This window comes from Streptomyces resistomycificus, assembly GCF_001514265.1.
Lineage (GTDB): Bacteria > Actinomycetota > Actinomycetes > Streptomycetales > Streptomycetaceae > Streptomyces > Streptomyces resistomycificus.
Window position 1 is genome coordinate 984,547 of record NZ_KQ948988.1, and the last position, 17,475, is coordinate 1,002,021.

Sequence of the window (17,475 nt, forward strand, 5' to 3'; positions counted from 1 at the left end):
GCGGGCGGGGCGGGGCTCAGTCGAGCAGCCGCTCCCGCAGCCGCTCACGGGTCTCGGGAGTGATCCCGAGACCCTGCTCCAGATAGGCTTCGACGCCGCCCCACTTCTCCTCGATGGTGTCGAAGGCCGCCTCCAGGTACTCGGCGCGTGCGTCGAACAGCGGGCTGAGCAGTTCCATGACCTCGGGCGAGTACGCCGAGGCGGAGCTGCTGCTGCGGTGCACCTTGTAGCGGCGGTGCCTGGCGTTGGACTCCAGGTAGTCGGCGACGATCGCGTCCCGTTCGACGCGCAGCGCCAGCAGCGTCACGGCGATCGACAGGCCCGCGCGGTCCTTGCCCGCGGCGCAGTGCATCAGCGCCGGGACACTGTCCTCGGCGAGCGAGTGCAGCACCCGGGAGTGCTCCGAGGTGCGCTCCGTGATGATCGTGCGGTACGACGCGATCATCCGGTTCGCGCCCTTGCCGTCGGACAGCAGGTCGCGCAGCTGGTCGAGGTCGCCGTCGCGGACCATCTTCCAGAACTCGGCGCCGTCCGCGGGGTCGGACAGCGGCAGGTTCACATTGCGCACACCCGGCAGCTCGACGTCCGGACCCTCCAGCTTCTGGTCCGAGGCGTTGCGGAAGTCGAAGATCGTGTGCAGGCCCAGGGAGTCGAGGAACGTGGAGTCCTCGGCGGTCGCGTGCGCGAGGTGGCCGCTGCGGAACAGCACTCCCTGCCGCACCCGCCGTCCGTCCGCCGTGGGCAGCCCGCCCACATCTCGGAAGTTGCGCACTCCGGCCAGCTGCGGCTCGGTCGACGGGACCTGCTGCGTCACGAGGGCTCCTCCCCTTCGGTTCCGCCGCCGCGGCTCGACGACGGGGGCACGCACTCGACGATACGACATGGGTTCGTGGGCCAATGAGTTGTCCACAGGCGTTGCACGGAGAGCTAGCGGCCCTTGATGATGTTGGTGATTGAGCGCACCTGTTCGTGTCTGTTCGTGTCTGTGAGGAACCGCATGCTGGAGATCGCCGAGAACGGTTGCACCTGGGTTCTGTCCGGGCCGAACAGCAGTTATGCCCTTCACCTCACCTCCGACGACGAGCTGCTGCACCTCCACTGGGGGCCACGGATCGCTCTCGCCGACGCCGAGGCGCTGGCCGTACGCCCGCTGCCCGACTACTGGCCCTTCGAGTCCCCGCTCGACGGGCGCGAGGAGTACCCCGTAGAGGGCGGGCCTCGCTTCGTCCGGCCCGCCCTGTCGGTGCGCGGCGAGGAGCGGCGCGGTACCGAGTGGGTCTTCGAGGCGTACAGCGCCGAGGACGACGAGCTGCGGCTGCGGTTTCGGGACGGCGGGCTGGCGATCACTCTGCACTACCGGGTGCGCTCCGGAACGGACGTCGTGGAACGCTGGGTGACCCTGCACAACGAGGGGCCCGCCCTGGAGCTGCTGCGCGCCGACTCCGCCGTCTGGACCCTGCCCGACCGCGAGGGCTGGCGGCTGTCCCAGCTGCACGGCCGCTGGGCCGCGGAGTCCCGGCTCGCACGCTCCCCCCTCGCCTACGGCGAGAAGGTCATCGGCAGCCGCCGCGGCCACACCGGACACCAGCACCTGCCCTGGGTAGCCCTCGACACCGACGCGACCGAGGAGCGCGGCGAGGTCTACGGCTGCGCCCTCGGCTGGTCCGGGTCCTGGCGCATCGCGGTGGCCCAACTCCCCGACGCGCGCGTGCAGATCACCGGCGGGGCCGGGCACGACGACTCGGGCCTGTTGCGGCTGGCGGCGGGGGAGTCCTTCGCGAGCCCCGTCTTCGCCGGTCTGTGGAGCGAGGGCGGCTTCGGCGGGGCGAGCCGCGCCTGGCACGCCTACCAGCGGGCGTACGTCATCCCGGACGCCGACCGGGACCGGCCGGTGCTGTTCAACTCCTGGGAGGCCACGGAGTTCGACATCTCCGAGGAGCAGCAGGGAGTCCTGGCGCGGCGGGCCGCGGCGATCGGCGTCGAGCTGTTCGTCGTCGACGACGGCTGGTTCGGCGCCCGGACCAGCGACCGGGCCGGGCTCGGCGACTGGACGCCCAACCCGGACCGGTTCCCCGGCGGCCTCAAGCCGCTGGGCGACTACGTGCACGCGCTCGGTATGCAGTTCGGCATCTGGGTCGAGCCGGAGATGGTCAATCCGGACAGCGAGCTGTACCGCGAGCACCCCGACTGGGTGCAGTACCAGCCGGGACGAAAGCGGACGGAACTACGCAACCAGCTCGTACTGAACCTGGCGCGCGAGGACGTGCAGGAGTACCTCTGGGAGCAGCTCCACGGTCTGCTGTCGAGTGCGCCGATCGACTACGTGAAGTGGGACTTCAACCGCTGCTTCACCGACGCGGGCTGGCCCGGCGAGCCCTATCCGCAGCGCCTCTGGGTCGATCATGTGCACGCCCTGTACCGACTGTTGGACAGGCTGCGGGCGGCTCACCCCGGCGTGGCCTTCGAGTCCTGCTCGGGTGGCGGCGGCCGGATCGACCTCGGGGTCATGAGCCGCACGGACCAGGTGTGGACCTCCGACAACACCGACCCCCTCGACCGGCTCGCCATCCAGCACGGCTTCAGTCAGATCCACCCCGCCCGGGCCATGGCCGCCTGGGTCACCGACAGCCCCAACACACAGCTCAACGGCCGGATCAGCTCGCTGCGGTTCCGCTTCGTCAGCGCCATGGCCGGGGTGCTCGGGGTCGGCGGGGACCTCGCCGAGTGGACCGAGGAGGAGCTCGAAGAAGCCCGTGGCTGGGTGGAGCTCTACAAGGAGATCCGGCCCCTCGTGCAGCGCGGCGACCTGTACCGGCTGCGTGCGCCGGAGGGTGGGCTGAGTGCGGTCCAGTACGTGCTCGGCGACGAGACCGTCGTCCTCGCCTGGCTGCAGGCGCAGCACTTCGGTGAGCCGGTGCCGGCGCTGCGGCTGCGCGGACTGGATCCGACAGCGTCGTATGAATGCCGCGAAACAGGCGAAGTTCACCGAGGGGTCGTATTGCTGCATCACGGACTTCGGACCGGCTTGCGTGGTGACCTCGATGCGGCAGTTCTCCGGCTGCGCCGCATCTAGGGCTTCTGTCCGAGTTTGGGTTCCTTCATTCCAACTCCGTCTGAAATGAAGGAACCTGTGGATGTGCCACGTGAGGAGCGTCATATCCGTGACCGTGCGTCGCCCGTCATGTCCACGTAATTAGCGGGGTTTGCAAGGGCTTTTGGTCGGGAGGGACTCCCGTAATGCACGGAGGGTGACCGGTAATTCCCTCCGGTGGCAAACAGAAACGCATTCACGGGCAACCACTTACTTGTCCCTTTGCGTCCTGGTCGCTTACGTTCGCCACCAATCCGGACGGACGCCTAATCCTGCCGCCGACCGGAGCCCGCACACCACTCACCCGTACCCGGCAGGAGCGGGGGACCCACAGGTAGAACCGCCTGTTCCGGTCTCCGGAACGGCTTGGGGTTAAGTCGTGCTTCGGTACGGCCGGGCATCTCCAGTCCGCACCCGACAGCTCACCTCGCAGGCGCCGGAGAGGAATTCGTCATGCCCGCGAAGGGTAAGCACCGCCGCCCGAAGGCCCAGCGTTTCACCCGCTCCATCGCCGTCGCCGGAACCGGAGGCGCCGCTCTCGCCCTCCCGCTCCTGGGGGCCACCGGAGCCAACGCCGCCACCCCGCAGTCCGTTTCCGAAAAGGCCGTTCAGGCGTCGGTTCCGGCCACCGTGAAGAACGTGGCCGAAAAGGCGGCGGCCGAAAAGAAGACGGCCGCGCAGGCTTCCGGCGTGAAGACCTACTCCGTGCGGGCCGGTGACTATCTCGCGAAGATCGCGGACGAGCAGAATGTCAGCGGTGGCTGGCGGAAGCTCTACTCCGACAACCGTGAGGCCGTCGGTGCCGACCCGTCGCTGATCCACCCCGGTCTGAAGCTCACGATCGGCGAGAAGGCCACGGCGGCCGCCCCCAAGTCGTCGTCCTCCGCGGGTTCCTCCTCTTCCTCCTCTTCGTCCAAGTCGTCTTCTTCGTCGGATTCGTCCGCCTCGTCGAAGTCGTCCTCCTCGTCGAAGAGCGCGGCGGCCGCCCAGAGTGCCGACACCGCCGACAGCGCCGGCACCGTCAACGGCTTCAGCCTCCCGGTGGCCGGTGCCACCGTCGGCACCCCCTACCGCATGTCGGGCAGCATGTGGTCCAGCGGCTACCACACAGGCGTCGACTTCGTCGTGCCGACCGGTACCTCCCTCAAGGCCGTGGGCGCCGGCACGGTCGTCTCCGCCGGCTGGGGCGGCGCGTACGGCAACCAGGTCGTCATCAGGCTCGCCGACGGCTACTACGCGCAGTACGCCCACCTGTCCTCGCTCTCCGTCTCGAGCGGCCAGTCCGTGACGGCCGGTCAGCAGATCGGCCTCTCCGGCGCGACCGGCAACGTGACCGGTCCGCACCTGCACTTCGAGATCCGCACCACGCCGGACTACGGATCCGACGTGGACCCGGTCGCCTACCTCCGCTCGAAGGGCGTCTCCGTCGGCTGACGCCCCTTCCGGCGCCCTGAGGGCGGCGCCCCTCACGCCACCGAAGGCCGGACCCACGATCCCCGGGTCCGGCCTTCGGTGTGTCCGCCGCCGCCCGTCTCGTGATCCCCGCATTGCGTTCCTGTGGCGGGGGAGCCCGCGGTGTCGACAGGGAGGCGGGTGGGGGGAGAGAGTGAACTCCGTTGCGGCGCAAGCGCTTTCTGCGATCCGGATCGCAGGCCGGCTCCGCGACTCCCGACCACTCTCCCGGAAGGAACCGTCGCCTGTGACGACCACGCGTAGAGCCTTCGGAGCCCTGGCCGCCGGTGCCGCACTGGCCGCCCTCGCCCCGGCGACCGCCGCGAGCGCTACACCCCGCCACCGCCGACTCATCGCCCACGACGACTTCCGTCACGGACTGGGCCGGTGGGCGGTGGAACTCGAGAAGGGCGGGACCGTCAGCGCCTCCCGGGGGATCCTGGAGGTCGACGTGCCCGCCGGCGCGACGGTCTGGTTCAGGAAGCGGCTCGAAGGGCCGTACGTCCTGGAGTACACCGCCACGCCGGTGTCGGCGGGCGGGGTCAACGACCGGGTCTCCGACCTGAACAACTTCTGGAACGCTTCCGACGTCCGCTCCCCGAACGACCTCTTCGCCACACGGCGCGAGGGGGCGCTCGCGGAGTACGACCACCTCCGGACCTACTACGCCGGCTACGGCGCCAACACGAACACCACGACGCGCCTGCGCCGCTACGTCGGCGAGGCGGGAGTCAGGCCCCTGGTCTACGACTACACCGAGCCGCTGCTGGTGGCGAACGAGCCGAACCGGGTGCGGATCGTCTCCGACGGGTCGAAGGTGCGGTGGTGGAACAACGGGCGGCTCGTCTTCGACTTCCACGACCCCGAGCCGTACACGAGCGGGCACTTCGCCTTCCGGACCACCTGGAGCCACTTCCGGATCAGCGAATTCCGGGTGTGGCGGTTGTCGCCCCAACAGCGCTGATCCGAGGGCTATTCCTGGTTTGACCAATCCTTGGAGAGTGGCTTATCTCACCGCGCGTCAACCCCTTCCTACGGTCGCGTAGCTCACATGCGAAGGTGAATCATGGGCCGATGTGGCAGACGATTCGAAGAGTGACAACACATCAGTGATCGGGTCGTACGTGGCGGTGGGGGACAGCTTCACCGAGGGCGTAGGCGACCCAGGGCCCCATGGGGCGTTCGTCGGCTGGGCCGACCGGTTCGCGGTACTGCTCGCGGACCGGCGCCCCGAGGGCGACTTCGAGTACACCAACCTCGCCGTGCGCGGCAAACTCCTCGACCAGGTGGTGGAGCACCAGTTGCCGCGGGCCGTCGAACTGGCCCCGGACCTGGTGTCCTTCTGCGCCGGGGGCAACGACATCCTGCGGCCGGGCACGGACCCGGACGAGGTGGCCGAGCGTTTCGAGGCGGCCGTGTCCCGGCTCACCGCCGCGTGCGGCACCGTGATGGTGACGACCGGGTTCGACACCCGGAGCGTGCCCGTGCTCAGGCATCTGCGCGGCAAGATCGCCACCTACAACGGACATGTGCGGGCCGTCGCCGACCGCTACGGCTGTCCGGTGCTGGACCTGTGGTCCCTGAAGACCATCCAGGACCGCAGGGCCTGGGACGGCGACCGGCTGCACCTCTCGCCCGAGGGGCACACGCGCGTGGCGCTGCGCGCGGGGCAGGTCCTCGGCCTGGAGGTCCCGGCCGACCCCGACCAGCCCTGGCCGCCGCTCCCGGCGCGCGGCACGCTGGAGATCAGGCGGGACGACGTGCACTGGGCGCGGGAGTACCTGGTGCCGTGGATCGGGCGCCGGCTGCGCGGTGAGTCGTCGGGCGACCACGTGATCGCCAAGGGCACGCTGTCGGCTGACGACATCAAGACGCTGATCGCCTCGGTGGCCTGAGGAAGCGCGGGTGCCCGGCGCGCGTCGCCCTGGGGCGGAGTGTGCCGGGCGCACGACGTCGCGGGACGGGTGACGCGAGGTTGGCGTGAAGGGCGCGGTTGGGGCGGTGGCCGCTTCCCTACGCCGTCAACGCCTCCCGCGCCAGCCCCAGTTCCCGGGCGAGCGCCTCGTCGACCCACTCCTGCGCCCGTGACCGCGACACGGCGCCCGGATACGACGTGAGCTGTACGGCGAGCCCGTCCAGCAGTGCCGTCAGACGCAGGGCCGTACCGTTCGGGTCCGGGCAGTGGAACTCGCCGGCTGCCACGCCCTCGGCGATCACCTCCGTGAGCGCTGCCTTCCACTGGCGGTCCAGGTCCCGCGTGACCTCCTGGAGCACCGGCTCGCGCAGCGCGACCGCCCAGCCCTCGATCCACAGCCGCCAGCCCTTGGCCTGGCCGGTCGGGGCGTACCAGCGCACGGCCGCCCGCAGTCGGCGCAGTGCCGTGGTGCGGCGGCCGAGCAGCTTGCGCAGGTGGGCGAGGTCGTCCTCGGCCGCGTACGTGAACGCGGCGGCGACCAGTTTCTCCTTCGTGGAGAAGTGATAGAGCACCAGCGCGTTGCTCACGCCCAGCACCGAGGCCACGTCGGCGATCCTGACCGCCGCCACGCCCCGCGCCTCGATCTGCTCGATGGCGGCCCGCAACAGCTCCTCGCGCCGCTCGGCCACGCTCAACCGCACTCTCGCCACGCGGTCACCCTAATCCGTGGCCCTGCGCGCCGCCGAAGGCAGGGCGGTTCCCGGCCGCACCGGCACCCGACCCGGTGGGCGCGCCGACACGGCCGTCCGCGCCGAGGGAGGGCACCGCGGCTAGCGGTACCAGCCGAACCGCTCGGCGATCACCGGAAGCCGGTCCGCGACGATGGAGTGCGCGGCCGCCCGCGGGGTCGTGCCGTCCCGATCCGCACGCGCGAGCATCTGCTCGACCAGGGCACGCATCGAGCGACGCGTATGGGCGAAGGCCTCGTCCGCGTCGGCCTGGATGTCGCCGAAGAGCGTCCACCACCACCACGCGTTCGTGCCCGAGTTGACCACCACGTCCGGCAGAACCGTCACCCCGCGCGTGGCCAGCAGCTCCTCCGCCTCCAGGAGGACCGGCATGTTGGCCGCCTCCACGATCCAGCGGGCCGTGATCCGCTCCTGGTTGTCGGTGTCGATCACGTACGAGACCGCCGCCGGCACCAGCACCTCCGCGTCCGCCGACAGCCAGGCGTCGCCCGGCAGCTCGCGGTCGTCCGGACCGAGGACGGACCGGTCCACCGTCCCGTAGGCGTCCCGCGCCGAGAGCAGCTCCTCCACGTCGAGGCCCGCCGGATTGGAGATCGTCCCCTTGATGTCGGCGACGGCCACCACGGTGAGGCCCGCGCGCGTGAGGAAGCGTGCGGTGGCGCCGCCCATGGTGCCCAGCCCCTGCACCGCGACCCGGGTCCCCTTGTACGCCACGCCGGCCCGGTCCAGGGCCGCGAGCGCCGACTCCGCGACCCCGCAGCCGCCGACCAGCTCGTCCAGCCCGATGCCGTCCACCTCGAGCGCGAACGCGTCCGCGAGCCGCCGCCGGGCCGTCGCCTCGTCGTCGAGCAGCGGATACACCGCCTGCACGGACGACACGAGCCCCGCCTCGGCGGCCGCCCGGTCGACCAGGTCCTGGGTGAGGCCGAGATCCTCGCCGGTGGTCCACAGGGTCTCGACGTACGGCCGCATGGCGCGCAGGTAGCGCACCAAAAGCTCGTACGCCCCCGGCTCACGGGGATCGCAGTCGATGCCGCCCTTGGCGCCCCCGAGGGGGACGTAACGGCCCTCGGGGTTGTAGTGCAGCGCCTCCTTCATGGTCATGCCCCGGGCGAGCCCGGTGACCTCGTCCAGCGTGCAGCCCGCGCGCATGCGCAGCCCGCCGCTGGAGACGCCGCGCACCAGCCGGTCGACGACCAGGAAGCCCTGGCGACCGGTGAGGTGGTCGGTCCAGGTGAGCGTCATCAGGGGGGCGGTCATGCGGGTCTCCTCCAACTGAACGGTGAGTCAGTATCCGGACGATGGTCATGTCCTGTCAACGCGGGAAGATCATCGGCGGCGGCCCTGTTGTCGGAGGGGGTGACCATAATGGAACACCTCACCGACTCCACCTTGGAGGTACTCCGTGACCGGTTTCCGTTCCCCGAGCTCCGGGCTTCGCGCGCTGCGGCCCGCGGCCTTCGGCGCGGACCCGAGCGGTGAGCGCATGGCGCGTATCCGCAGATCGCCGCACTTCAAGGACGGGGTCTTCCAGAACCCCGGGGGCACCGCCCGCACCCGGCCCTCCGGGTCCACGCTGGAGTTCGCGAAGACCTTCTTCGACAAGGACGAGCGGATCCGGCGCGCCCCGCAGGGCACGATCCCGGTGCACTCCACCACGTACGCCGACCTCGCCGCGGCCCCGGCCACCGGGCTCAGGCTGACCTGGATGGGCCACTCCAGTGTGCTCGCCGAGATCGACGGGCACCGGGTGCTCTTCGACCCCGTCTGGGGTGAGCGCTGCTCCCCGTTCGCCTTCGCCGGGCCGAAGCGGCTGCACCCGGTCCCGCTGCCGCTCGCCGCGCTGGGCCCGGTCGACGTCGTCGTGATCTCGCACGACCATTACGACCACCTGGACATGCCGACGATCAAGGCGCTGGCCGGCACGGACACGCTGTTCGCCGTGCCGCTTGGCGTCGGTGCCCACCTCGAACGCTGGGGTGTGTCCGCGGACCGCCTGCGCGAGCTGGACTGGCACGAGGCGACGAAGATCGGCGGGCTCACCCTGACCGCCACCCCGGCCCGCCACTTCTGTGGCCGTGGGCTGCGCAACACCCAGCACACGCTGTGGGCCTCCTGGGTCGTCGCCGGGGACGAGCACCGGGTCTACCACAGCGGTGACACCGGCTACTTCGAGGGCTTTGGGGACATCGGCACCGAGCACGGCCCCTTCGACGCCACGATGATCCAGATCGGTGCCTACAGCGAGTTCTGGCCGGACATCCACATGACGCCCGAGGAGGGCGTGCGGGCCCACCTCGACCTCCAGGGCGGACAGCCGCACGGCGTGCTGCTGCCGATCCACTGGGCCACCTTCAACCTCGCGACGCACGCGTGGACCGATCCCGGCGAGGGCACCGTCGCGGCCGCCCGCGCGGTCAAGGCTCCCGTCGCCCTGCCCCGGCCCGGCGAGCCCTTCGAACCCACGGCCGAAAGCGTGCCGACCGACCCCTGGTGGCGAGGCGTGGCCCTCGAACCGGCGGGCGGTTGGCCCGCGGACCGGGCGGCGGAGGCCTCGCCCCCGGCCGAATCGCCGACCCGGGCAGCGACAGGCCCGACCGGCGCGGTGCCGGAGGGCAAGGGGGAGGGGTCGGGCGAGCCCGAGGTGGTGCCGGCGGGGTGACGGGCAGGCTCGTCCGCCCCGGCACTCAACCGGATTCCTGGAACCAGCCGGCCCCGGCCACCGTCCCGCCTTCGAGCATCCGACCGAACCGCCCGCTCCGGGCAGCCGCAGCGTGCGGTCGCGCCCGGCGCCGTCCGTGAACGTCCCGCCCTGAGTGCCCGCGTCCGCGCCGATGCTCGAGCCCGGTCGGTCGCCTGGGCCCGAGGGTGTCCGAGCTCGGGTCGGCGGCGATGCGGCGGGTCGCCTGGCCTGGCCAGGCCAGGCCAGGACGGGTGCCGGGGCTTGGTCGGTTTCCCGAACCTGGTCGGTGGCACCGAGTCCGTCGGGTTCGTGAGCCTGGCCAGTGGCCTGGGGGCGACGGTTCTCCGACCCTGGTCGGTGGTCGCCGGAGGGTGCGAGTCTGAGCCGGGTGCCCTGGAAGTTCGCTGTGTCCCCGCTGGTGGACACGGCCGCCAGTCAATTCTGCATTCTCGGTGGGCACCCACCTGGAGAAGGTGCCGCCGGTCGGGCGGGTCCCGTTCGAACGCGATGCGGCGGCGCAGGAGCGGCCGCGGCGGCTCCCGCTCGTCGTTGGTCGTGACCTCGTCGTTGGTCGTGATGACGACCCAGCGGAGCGTGCCTGTCGGCGACGGTCGCCTGGCTGCGGTCGCCCCACGACCCGGGCACGGAGAGCGAACCGAGCGGCCACGGCAGGCTGTTGGGCAGATCGAGGTCTGCCTTGTCGATCTCGTCGATGAGTAACGACAGGGCGCACGACAGGACCATCGCGTTCACTACGGAGAGTGAATCTCTCGGGCGGGCATGCGCCGTATCGGGGAGGCTCGCACGCCGGCGCGCGGCCGGAACGGCGTGGGGAGCGGCGCGCCGGGCGACGTCCGGATCAAGGCGACCGCTCGGTCCTCTCGGGGACCCGCTGTTCGTTCGTGACCGGTTCTGACCAGCATGGATCGAACCCTGATCCGATGAGGGCGCGGACCCGTCGCGCTTATCGGTCTGTCGTACGAGGCCTCATACCAGAGCGGGACGCTCGCCGTGGGACTTTGTCAACTGCCCACCGCACATGTTGCCTTGCCGACTACTGTCAGTGTCCGTCGGGCGACGCGGGGCCGAAAAGTTCGGTCTGTCGATCGACACCCGCATGCGCCTGCCCGCGTACGCATCCGACCTGTGCAGCAGCGAGCCCAGGGCGACCCCGCCCGACGGACCAGTACGACGAGGACACCGATGTCTCACCTCCGCGCCCCGGCCCCACGCGCAGACCGCCGCGAGGGCGGGCGGCACGGCCGGCCGGCCGCCCGAGCCGTTCCCGCGCTGCCCGAGACCCACATACGGCCCCAACTGCTGCGCCTGGCCGTGCTGCCGCCGGTCGCCGTCGCGCTCAGCGCCTGCGCCGCCGTGCTGTTCACCGTCCGCTCCACCGGCGCCCGGCCCAGCCTCACCCTGTGGGGCGTGCTCACCGGGGCCGCCTCCGTGACCTGCGCGGGCATCATCATCGCCGCCGTGGCCGCCAACCGCGCCGCCACGTCGGTGAGCGACCGCGTCGGTGCACTGCGCCGCAGCAGCGCACGTGGCGAGGCCGACCTGCGCGCCCTGGTCGACTCCCTGCGCCGCGGTGAGGGCCCGCCCCAGCGCAAGCCGCGCGGTGGCCCGTCCGAGGACGCCGACGACTTCGAGCTGCTCGCCGCCGACCTCACACGCGCCCACGACGGCGCCGTCAGTGCCGTCGTGCAGGCCTCGCAGCTCTCCAGCCAGACGGGCAGCGAACAGAAACTCGAGGTCTTCCTCAACCTCGCCCGGCGTCTGCAGTCGCTCGTGCACCGCGAGATCTCCATCCTCGACGAACTCGAGAACGAGATCGAGGACCCCGACCTCCTCAAGGGTCTCTTCCACGTCGATCACCTCGCCACCCGCATCCGCCGCCACGCCGAGAACCTCGCCGTGCTCGGCGGGGCCGTCTCCCGCAGGCAGTGGAGCAACCCCGTCTCCATGACCGAGGTGCTGCGCTCCGCCATCGCCGAGGTCGAGCAGTACTCACGCGTCAAGCTGGTGCCGCCGATCGACGGCACCCTGCGCGGCCACGCCGTCGCCGACGTGATCCACCTGCTGGCCGAACTCGTCGAGAACGCCACGGTGTTCTCCGCCCCGCACACCCAGGTACTCCTGCGGGCCAACCTCGTCACCTCGGGGCTGGCCGTCGAGGTCGAGGACCGCGGGCTCGGGATGCCCGTCGGTGAGCAGAGCCGGATGAACGCCCTGCTCTCCGACCCGGACCAGGTCAACGTGGCGAGCCTGCTGGCCGACGGCCGCATCGGGCTGTTCGTGGTCTCCCAACTCGCCAAGCGGCACGGCATCCACGTCCGGCTCCAGACCAACATCTACGGCGGGGTCCAGGCCGTCCTGGTCGTGCCCCAGGCGCTGCTGGGCACGGCGCCGGGCGCCGCCGGAGCCGTACCGCAGGCGCCGGACGCGGACCCGGCGGGCGGGACGGGACCTTCCGTCGCCGTGCCGCCGCAACTGCCTCCGCAGGCCGGGGCCGAGCCGGGGCGCCCGGCGACGCGGGGCGCCCAGAACACGCCGGGGAGTCCGCCGCGCCCTCGGCAGCGGGACACCGCTCGGACGGCACCGCCGGCACCGCCTGCTCGGAACATGCGCAGTGGCAGTGGGACTGGCAGTGGGACTGGCAGTGGCGATGCCAGTGGACCGCCGCCGCCGCTGCCCGTGCGCGGGGCGCGTGAGCAGCGGCCGACTCCCGCGGAGGCCGTGCCCGGCGTACGGCCGGACCACCGGCACCTCGTCGCGGAGCACGTCTCCGGACCTCCCACCCCTCGCAACGGCGCCGTGCGGGGCACCATGGGCAAGCCCCAGCTGCCCCGGCGCCGCGCCCAGGAGCACATCGCGCCCCAACTGCGCGACGGTCCCGCACCCCGCCAGGAATCGGACTACCTGGCCGGCCACGACCCGGGCCTGATGGCCGCCTTCCAGCGCGGCGTCGGCCTCGCCGAGGCCCAGCAGCACCTGGAGACGGCCCACGGTGAGCCGACGGCACCCTCCGGGTCGGGCACCGCGCTGCCGAGTGGGTCGGGCACCGTGGAGGACGCGTACCTGGAGACCCGGCACCCGGAGGCCCGGCACATGGAGCCGGGGCACATGGCGGGCCCGCACATGGACGGCCCCCACGCGGAGGGCACCCACATGGAGGGCGCGCCCACGGATCTCCCCTCCAGGGCATCGGCACCTCAGGGCATCGCTCACGCGGCCCCGCCGATCCCTCCGCCGCTCCTCGCCCCGCTCGACCTCGACCACACGGACCTCACCGACATGGCGAACGCGCCCTCCATGGACGTACGTCCCATGGCTCCGTCGCACATAACCGAGCCGCGCCCCCTGCGCGGGCCCGGTACGCACGACGGACACGGCGTGTGGGACGGCGTGGCCGCGCCCGGCCTCGACCTCGACCACGGCACCCGGCACGACGGGAGCGCACCCGCCGGATGACCACCCCCGCGTTCACCCCACCCCCCACCGCTCCCGCAGACCTTCGTACCTCAAGGAGTCGATCCACCATGGCGAGCGAAGCGCCGACCGGCCATGTATCCGATCTCGACTGGCTGATGAGCGGCCTCGTGCAGCGTGTACCGCACACCACCAGTGCGGTCCTCCTCTCCTGCGACGGGCTCGTGAAGTCGGTCCACGGCCTCGACCCCGACAGCGCCGACCACATGGCAGCCCTGGCCTCCGGCCTCTACTCCCTGGGCCGCAGCGCGGGCGTCCGCTTCGGCGACGGCGGCGACGTGCGTCAGGTCGTCGTCGAACTCGACGCCACCCTGCTGTTCGTGACCACCGCCGGCTCCGGCACCTGCCTGGCCGTGCTGGCCGGCCGCGAGGCCGACGCGGCGGTGCTCGGCTACGAGATGGCCATGCTGGTCAAGAGCGTCCGCCCCTACCTGGTGACCGCGCCCCGTCAGCACGCCGTCGAACCGTCGGCGATGAGGCCTTGAGCGTGGCCGCGGCCGGCGACGGGCCCTGGCTCGACGACGCGGCCGGACGGCTGGTGCGCCCCTTCACCGTCAGCAACGGCCGTACCCGGCCCTCCATCGTGCTCGACCTGCTGTCGCACGTGATGGCCACCGGAGCGACCCCCCTCGGCTACCTCGGTCCCGAACACGCGCAGGTGCTCGACATGTGCCGCGCCCCCGTCTCGGTCGCCGAGGTCGCCGCGCACCTGAAACTGCCGGCGGTGGTCACCAAGGTGCTGCTGGCGGACCTCGTCGACTGCGGGGCGCTGACCACCAAGCCACCCGAGTTCACCCACAACCCGACTGACCGGGCCCTTCTGGAGGCAGTGCTCGATGGACTACGACGACAGCTCTGATCCCTTCCCCACCGCACTCAAGATCCTGGTGGCCGGAGGGTTCGGAGTAGGCAAAACGACGTTCGTGGGCGCGGTCAGCGAGATCGCCCCCCTCAGTACGGAGGAACTGCTCACCACGGTCAGCGCCGCGACCGACAGCCTCGAGGGGATCGAGAACAAGGTCGAGACGACGGTGGCCATGGACTTCGGCCGCATCACCCTCGACCCGGAACACGTCCTCTACCTGTTCGGCACGCCCGGGCAGGAGCGGTTCTGGTTCATGTGGGACGAACTGTCCGAGGGCGCGCTCGGCGCGGTCATCCTCGCCGACACCCGGCGTCTGGAGGAGTGCTTCGCCGCCGTCGACTTCTTCGAGCAGCGTGGCCTCGGCTTCATCGTCGCGGTCAACGAGTTCGACGGCTCGTACCGCTACGACCCCGAGGAGGTCCGCGCCGCCATCGACCTGGATCCGCAGATCCCCGTCGTGCGCTGCGACGCCCGGATCTCCAGCTCGGGGGTCCAGACCCTGCTGACCCTGGTACGGCACCTGATCGCCCACAGCCCGGCGCCCGCGCCGAGCCACGGCGCCCACAGGTGACCCCCGCACACCCCGCAACGGAGCCGCACATGACGTATGTCCACAGCGACGGAGCCCGCCCATGACCTACGACCTGCCCCGCCCGGCCGGTCGACTGCTGCTCACGCCCGAGGACAAGGAGGCGCCCGCCCGTACGCGGCGGCTGCGTGGCCTGGGGCTGGGAGAGCATCCGGAGCCGGCGCTCGACGCCTTCGCGGACCATCTCGCGGAGCGCACCTCGGCGCCGTACGCCATGATCAACTTCATTGACGAGCACCGCCAGTTCTTCGCGGGCCTGCGCGTGCCCCTCGTCGCGCCCCGCACGGCCTCCGACGAGGTCAAGCCGGAGATCGGCCGCTCCATGGAGCGCGACCACGGGTTCTGTCCCCATGTGGTCGTCCGGCGCAAGGCGTTGGTGCTGGAGGACGTGCGCGACTATCCGAGGTTCGCGGGCAATCCGGTCGTCGACGAGTTCGGGATCCGCTCCTATCTGGGCGCTCCGCTCATCGACTCCTCGGGGATGGTGCTGGGCACCGTGTGCGTCGCCGACATCGAGCCGCGAGCCTGGGGGAAGGCCGGGCTGGACACGATCAAGTCGACGGCGGCGGACTTGGTGGGGCGGCTGGCGCGGCGGGAAGCCGACGGGATCTTCTAGAGACGGGCCCTCTGGCAGGGGGCGGCTCGACGCACGACTCGGTGAACGGCTCTACGCCGAGGTGGACGTCGACGTCCCCCTCGGTCACGTCCCCCTGCGTCGAACCCGGTCCGTCGACGACCGCGTCACACGCCTCGCCAGATGTTGTCGAAGGCCGCCTGCTCGACGGTTCGCCGCTGCCGCACGGCCTCCAGCTCCGTGACCGCGTCGCCGACCGTGGTCAGCACGGTGACGACCGAGTCGTCGGTGAGGTCGAAGGAGCCGTCGGCCGGCTCGTCGCGGATCCCGAGCGCGGCCGTCAGGGCGGCGAGGACGGGCTCCTCCGACGCCCGACGTCCCTCGGCGCGTTGCCGCTCCGGTGAGGCGGCCAGGGCCTTCCTGCCGGTACGGACGGGCAGCAGACGCCCGCGTGCCTGGGTGACCAGGCCTTCCTTCTCCAACTCGGCGAGGTAGACCGCGGCCAGCCCACGGCCCCGCCGCCACAGCCAGTCCTCAACCGACTCGTACGGTTGCGTGCGGACGAGCGACCCGGCTGCCTCGTCCAACAGGCGGTCCCCGGTAGCCGGTTGAGCGCCCGGCGCGATCCGGTCCCCGTCCAGCACCACGGCGCCCGCCTCGACGAGATCGATGAGTTCGGCGCCGGCCAGAGCGAGCGACAGGTCCCCCTGCTCCAGCGGACGGTCGGTCTCCACCTCCACGGTGACGATCGACAGGTCGCGGGCTGTGTTCATGAACGCTCCAAGTGAGTCTGCCGAATGCGGGCGGCGACGCCGGGCCGTCGTTCCGCAGGCGAGTCTGGCACGACCGCCGTGCGGACGGGGGAAGAAGCGGGTGGTGTGAAGCAGAGCTGTGGCTCCGCTTAAGAAATCCTCGATGGACCGGCGGTGCCGCCGTACGGCAGATTGCTGAGCGATTCCACTCCACTCCCCGAGAGCGGGCCGCATCGGCGTGCCCGGCGCCGGGGACCCACGCACAGGAGCCGTTGCGTTGAAGGCGCTGGTCAAGGAGAAGGCGGAGCCGGGGCTGTGGCTCGCGGACGTGCCCGAGCCCGAAGTCGGACCCGGTGACGTACTGATCAAGGTGTTGCGCACCGGGATCTGCGGCACCGACCTGCACATCCGGTCCTGGGACGGCTGGGCGCAACAGGCGATCCGCACACCGCTCGTCCTCGGGCACGAGTTCGTCGGCGAGGTCGTCGGGACCGGCCGTGACGTCACCGACATCAAGACGGGCGACCGGGTCAGCGGCGAAGGCCACCTGGTGTGCGGCAAGTGCCGCAACTGCCTCGCCGGGCGGCGCCACCTGTGCCGGGCCACGGTCGGGCTCGGAGTCGGCCGCGACGGAGCGTTCGCCGAGTACGTCGCGTTGCCCGCCGCCAACGTGTGGGTGCACCGGGTGCCCGTCGACCTCGACGTCGCCGCGATCTTCGATCCGTTCGGCAACGCCGTGCACACCGCGCTGTCCTTCCCCCTGGTCGGTGAGGACGTCCTGATCACCGGTGCCGGGCCGATCGGGCTGATGGCCGCCGCCGTCGCCCGGCACGCGGGCGCCCGGAACGTCGTGATCACCGACGTCAGCGAGGAGCGGCTGGAGCTGGCCCGCAAGATCGGTGTGAGCCTCGCCCTAGACGTCCGGGAGTCGACCATCGGCGACGGCCAGCGCCGCCTGGGCCTGCGCGAGGGCTTCGACGTCGGCCTGGAGATGTCCGGTCGCCCCGAGGCAGTGCGGGACATGATCGCCAACATGACGCACGGCGGCCGGATCGCCATGCTGGGGCTGCCGGCCGACGAGTTCCCGGTCGACTGGGCACGGATCGTCACCTCGATGATCACCATCAAGGGGATCTACGGCCGCGAGATGTTCGAGACCTGGTACGCGATGTCGGTGCTCCTGGAGGGCGGCCTCGACCTGGCCCCCGTGATCACCGGCCGCTACGGCTACCGGGACTTCGAGGCCGCGTTCGCGGACGCGGCGAGCGGCCGTGGCGGCAAGGTCATCCTCGACTGGACCGCGTAAGTCATCT

15 protein-coding genes and 1 riboswitch are annotated in these 17,475 nt (G+C 71.4%); of the genes, 11 read left to right on the top strand and 4 right to left on the bottom strand.

The annotated features are described in order from the left end of the window. Positions 1-16 precede the first annotated feature (16 nt). Positions 17-814, bottom strand: coding sequence for a tyrosine-protein phosphatase (locus AQJ84_RS04150; RefSeq protein ID WP_030042275.1), 798 nt, complete (start codon positions 812-814; stop codon positions 17-19). Between the two features lie 183 nt (positions 815-997). On the opposite strand from AQJ84_RS04150, the gene AQJ84_RS04155 reads away from it, so the two are divergent. The 4 genes from AQJ84_RS04155 to AQJ84_RS04170 all read left to right on the top strand — a co-directional run bounded on the left by AQJ84_RS04155 (position 998) and on the right by AQJ84_RS04170 (position 6,438). Then, positions 998-3,073, top strand: coding sequence for an alpha-galactosidase (locus AQJ84_RS04155; protein WP_053193321.1), 2,076 nt, complete (start codon positions 998-1,000; stop codon positions 3,071-3,073). Positions 3,074-3,382: 309 nt separating this feature from the next. Then, positions 3,383-3,542, top strand: a riboswitch (cyclic di-AMP (ydaO/yuaA leader). A 2-nt stretch (positions 3,543-3,544) separates the two neighbouring features. Then, entirely contained in the window at positions 3,545-4,525 is a 981-nt protein-coding gene (locus AQJ84_RS04160; RefSeq protein ID WP_030042278.1) for a M23 family metallopeptidase, read from the top strand. Positions 4,526-4,790: 265 nt separating this feature from the next. Continuing rightward, positions 4,791-5,507, top strand: coding sequence for a DUF6250 domain-containing protein (locus AQJ84_RS04165; protein ID WP_030042279.1), 717 nt, complete (start codon positions 4,791-4,793; stop codon positions 5,505-5,507). Positions 5,508-5,652: 145 nt separating this feature from the next. Then, the gene (locus AQJ84_RS04170) at positions 5,653-6,438 is read left to right on the top strand and encodes an SGNH/GDSL hydrolase family protein (protein WP_030042280.1); all 786 of its coding nucleotides are present in this window, start codon (positions 5,653-5,655) and stop codon (positions 6,436-6,438) included. A 118-nt stretch (positions 6,439-6,556) separates the two neighbouring features. On the opposite strand, the gene AQJ84_RS04175 is transcribed toward AQJ84_RS04170, so the two are convergent. Together AQJ84_RS04175 and AQJ84_RS04180 are read right to left on the bottom strand one after the other, a co-directional pair. Next, positions 6,557-7,168 (bottom strand): TetR/AcrR family transcriptional regulator, encoded by a 612-nt coding sequence (locus AQJ84_RS04175; RefSeq protein ID WP_030042281.1) that lies wholly within the window; start codon positions 7,166-7,168, stop codon positions 6,557-6,559. Between the two features lie 120 nt (positions 7,169-7,288). Further along, entirely contained in the window at positions 7,289-8,467 is a 1,179-nt protein-coding gene (locus AQJ84_RS04180) for a glutamate dehydrogenase (protein WP_053193330.1), read from the bottom strand. Between the two features lie 145 nt (positions 8,468-8,612). Here AQJ84_RS04180 and AQJ84_RS04185 point away from each other — a divergent pair, with 145 nt between their 5' ends. The 6 genes from AQJ84_RS04185 to AQJ84_RS04215 all read left to right on the top strand — a co-directional run bounded on the left by AQJ84_RS04185 (position 8,613) and on the right by AQJ84_RS04215 (position 15,452). Next, positions 8,613-9,869 carry an MBL fold metallo-hydrolase gene (locus AQJ84_RS04185; protein WP_053193332.1) on the top strand — a complete coding sequence of 419 codons (1,257 nt, stop codon included), beginning with the start codon at positions 8,613-8,615 and terminating at the stop codon, positions 9,867-9,869. Between the two features lie 1,224 nt (positions 9,870-11,093). Continuing rightward, the gene (locus AQJ84_RS04195) at positions 11,094-13,364 is read left to right on the top strand and encodes a sensor histidine kinase (RefSeq protein WP_079022762.1); all 2,271 of its coding nucleotides are present in this window, start codon (positions 11,094-11,096) and stop codon (positions 13,362-13,364) included. A gap of 68 nt (positions 13,365-13,432) precedes the next feature. Beyond that, positions 13,433-13,867 (top strand): roadblock/LC7 domain-containing protein, encoded by a 435-nt coding sequence (locus tag AQJ84_RS04200; protein WP_030042288.1) that lies wholly within the window; start codon positions 13,433-13,435, stop codon positions 13,865-13,867. A gap of 2 nt (positions 13,868-13,869) precedes the next feature. After that, the gene (locus AQJ84_RS04205; protein ID WP_030042289.1) at positions 13,870-14,241 is read left to right on the top strand and encodes a DUF742 domain-containing protein; all 372 of its coding nucleotides are present in this window, start codon (positions 13,870-13,872) and stop codon (positions 14,239-14,241) included. Continuing rightward, positions 14,219-14,818, top strand: coding sequence for a GTP-binding protein (locus tag AQJ84_RS04210; protein ID WP_030042290.1), 600 nt, complete (start codon positions 14,219-14,221; stop codon positions 14,816-14,818). The genes AQJ84_RS04205 and AQJ84_RS04210 overlap by 23 nt, the downstream gene beginning before the upstream one ends. 61 nt (positions 14,819-14,879) lie before the next feature. Beyond that, positions 14,880-15,452 carry a GAF domain-containing protein gene (locus AQJ84_RS04215; protein WP_030042291.1) on the top strand — a complete coding sequence of 191 codons (573 nt, stop codon included), beginning with the start codon at positions 14,880-14,882 and terminating at the stop codon, positions 15,450-15,452. 125 nt (positions 15,453-15,577) lie between these two features. Here the strand turns inward: AQJ84_RS04215 and AQJ84_RS04220 are convergent, their stop codons facing one another. After that, complete coding sequence (locus tag AQJ84_RS04220) at positions 15,578-16,183, bottom strand: GOLPH3/VPS74 family protein (protein ID WP_030042292.1); 606 nt, start codon at positions 16,181-16,183, stop codon at positions 15,578-15,580. A gap of 256 nt (positions 16,184-16,439) precedes the next feature. On the opposite strand from AQJ84_RS04220, the gene tdh reads away from it, so the two are divergent. After that, positions 16,440-17,468: an L-threonine 3-dehydrogenase gene (gene tdh / locus AQJ84_RS04225; RefSeq protein WP_030042293.1), complete on the top strand. Its 1,029-nt coding sequence runs from the start codon at positions 16,440-16,442 to the stop codon at positions 17,466-17,468. The last annotated feature ends 7 nt before the right edge of the window (positions 17,469-17,475 follow it).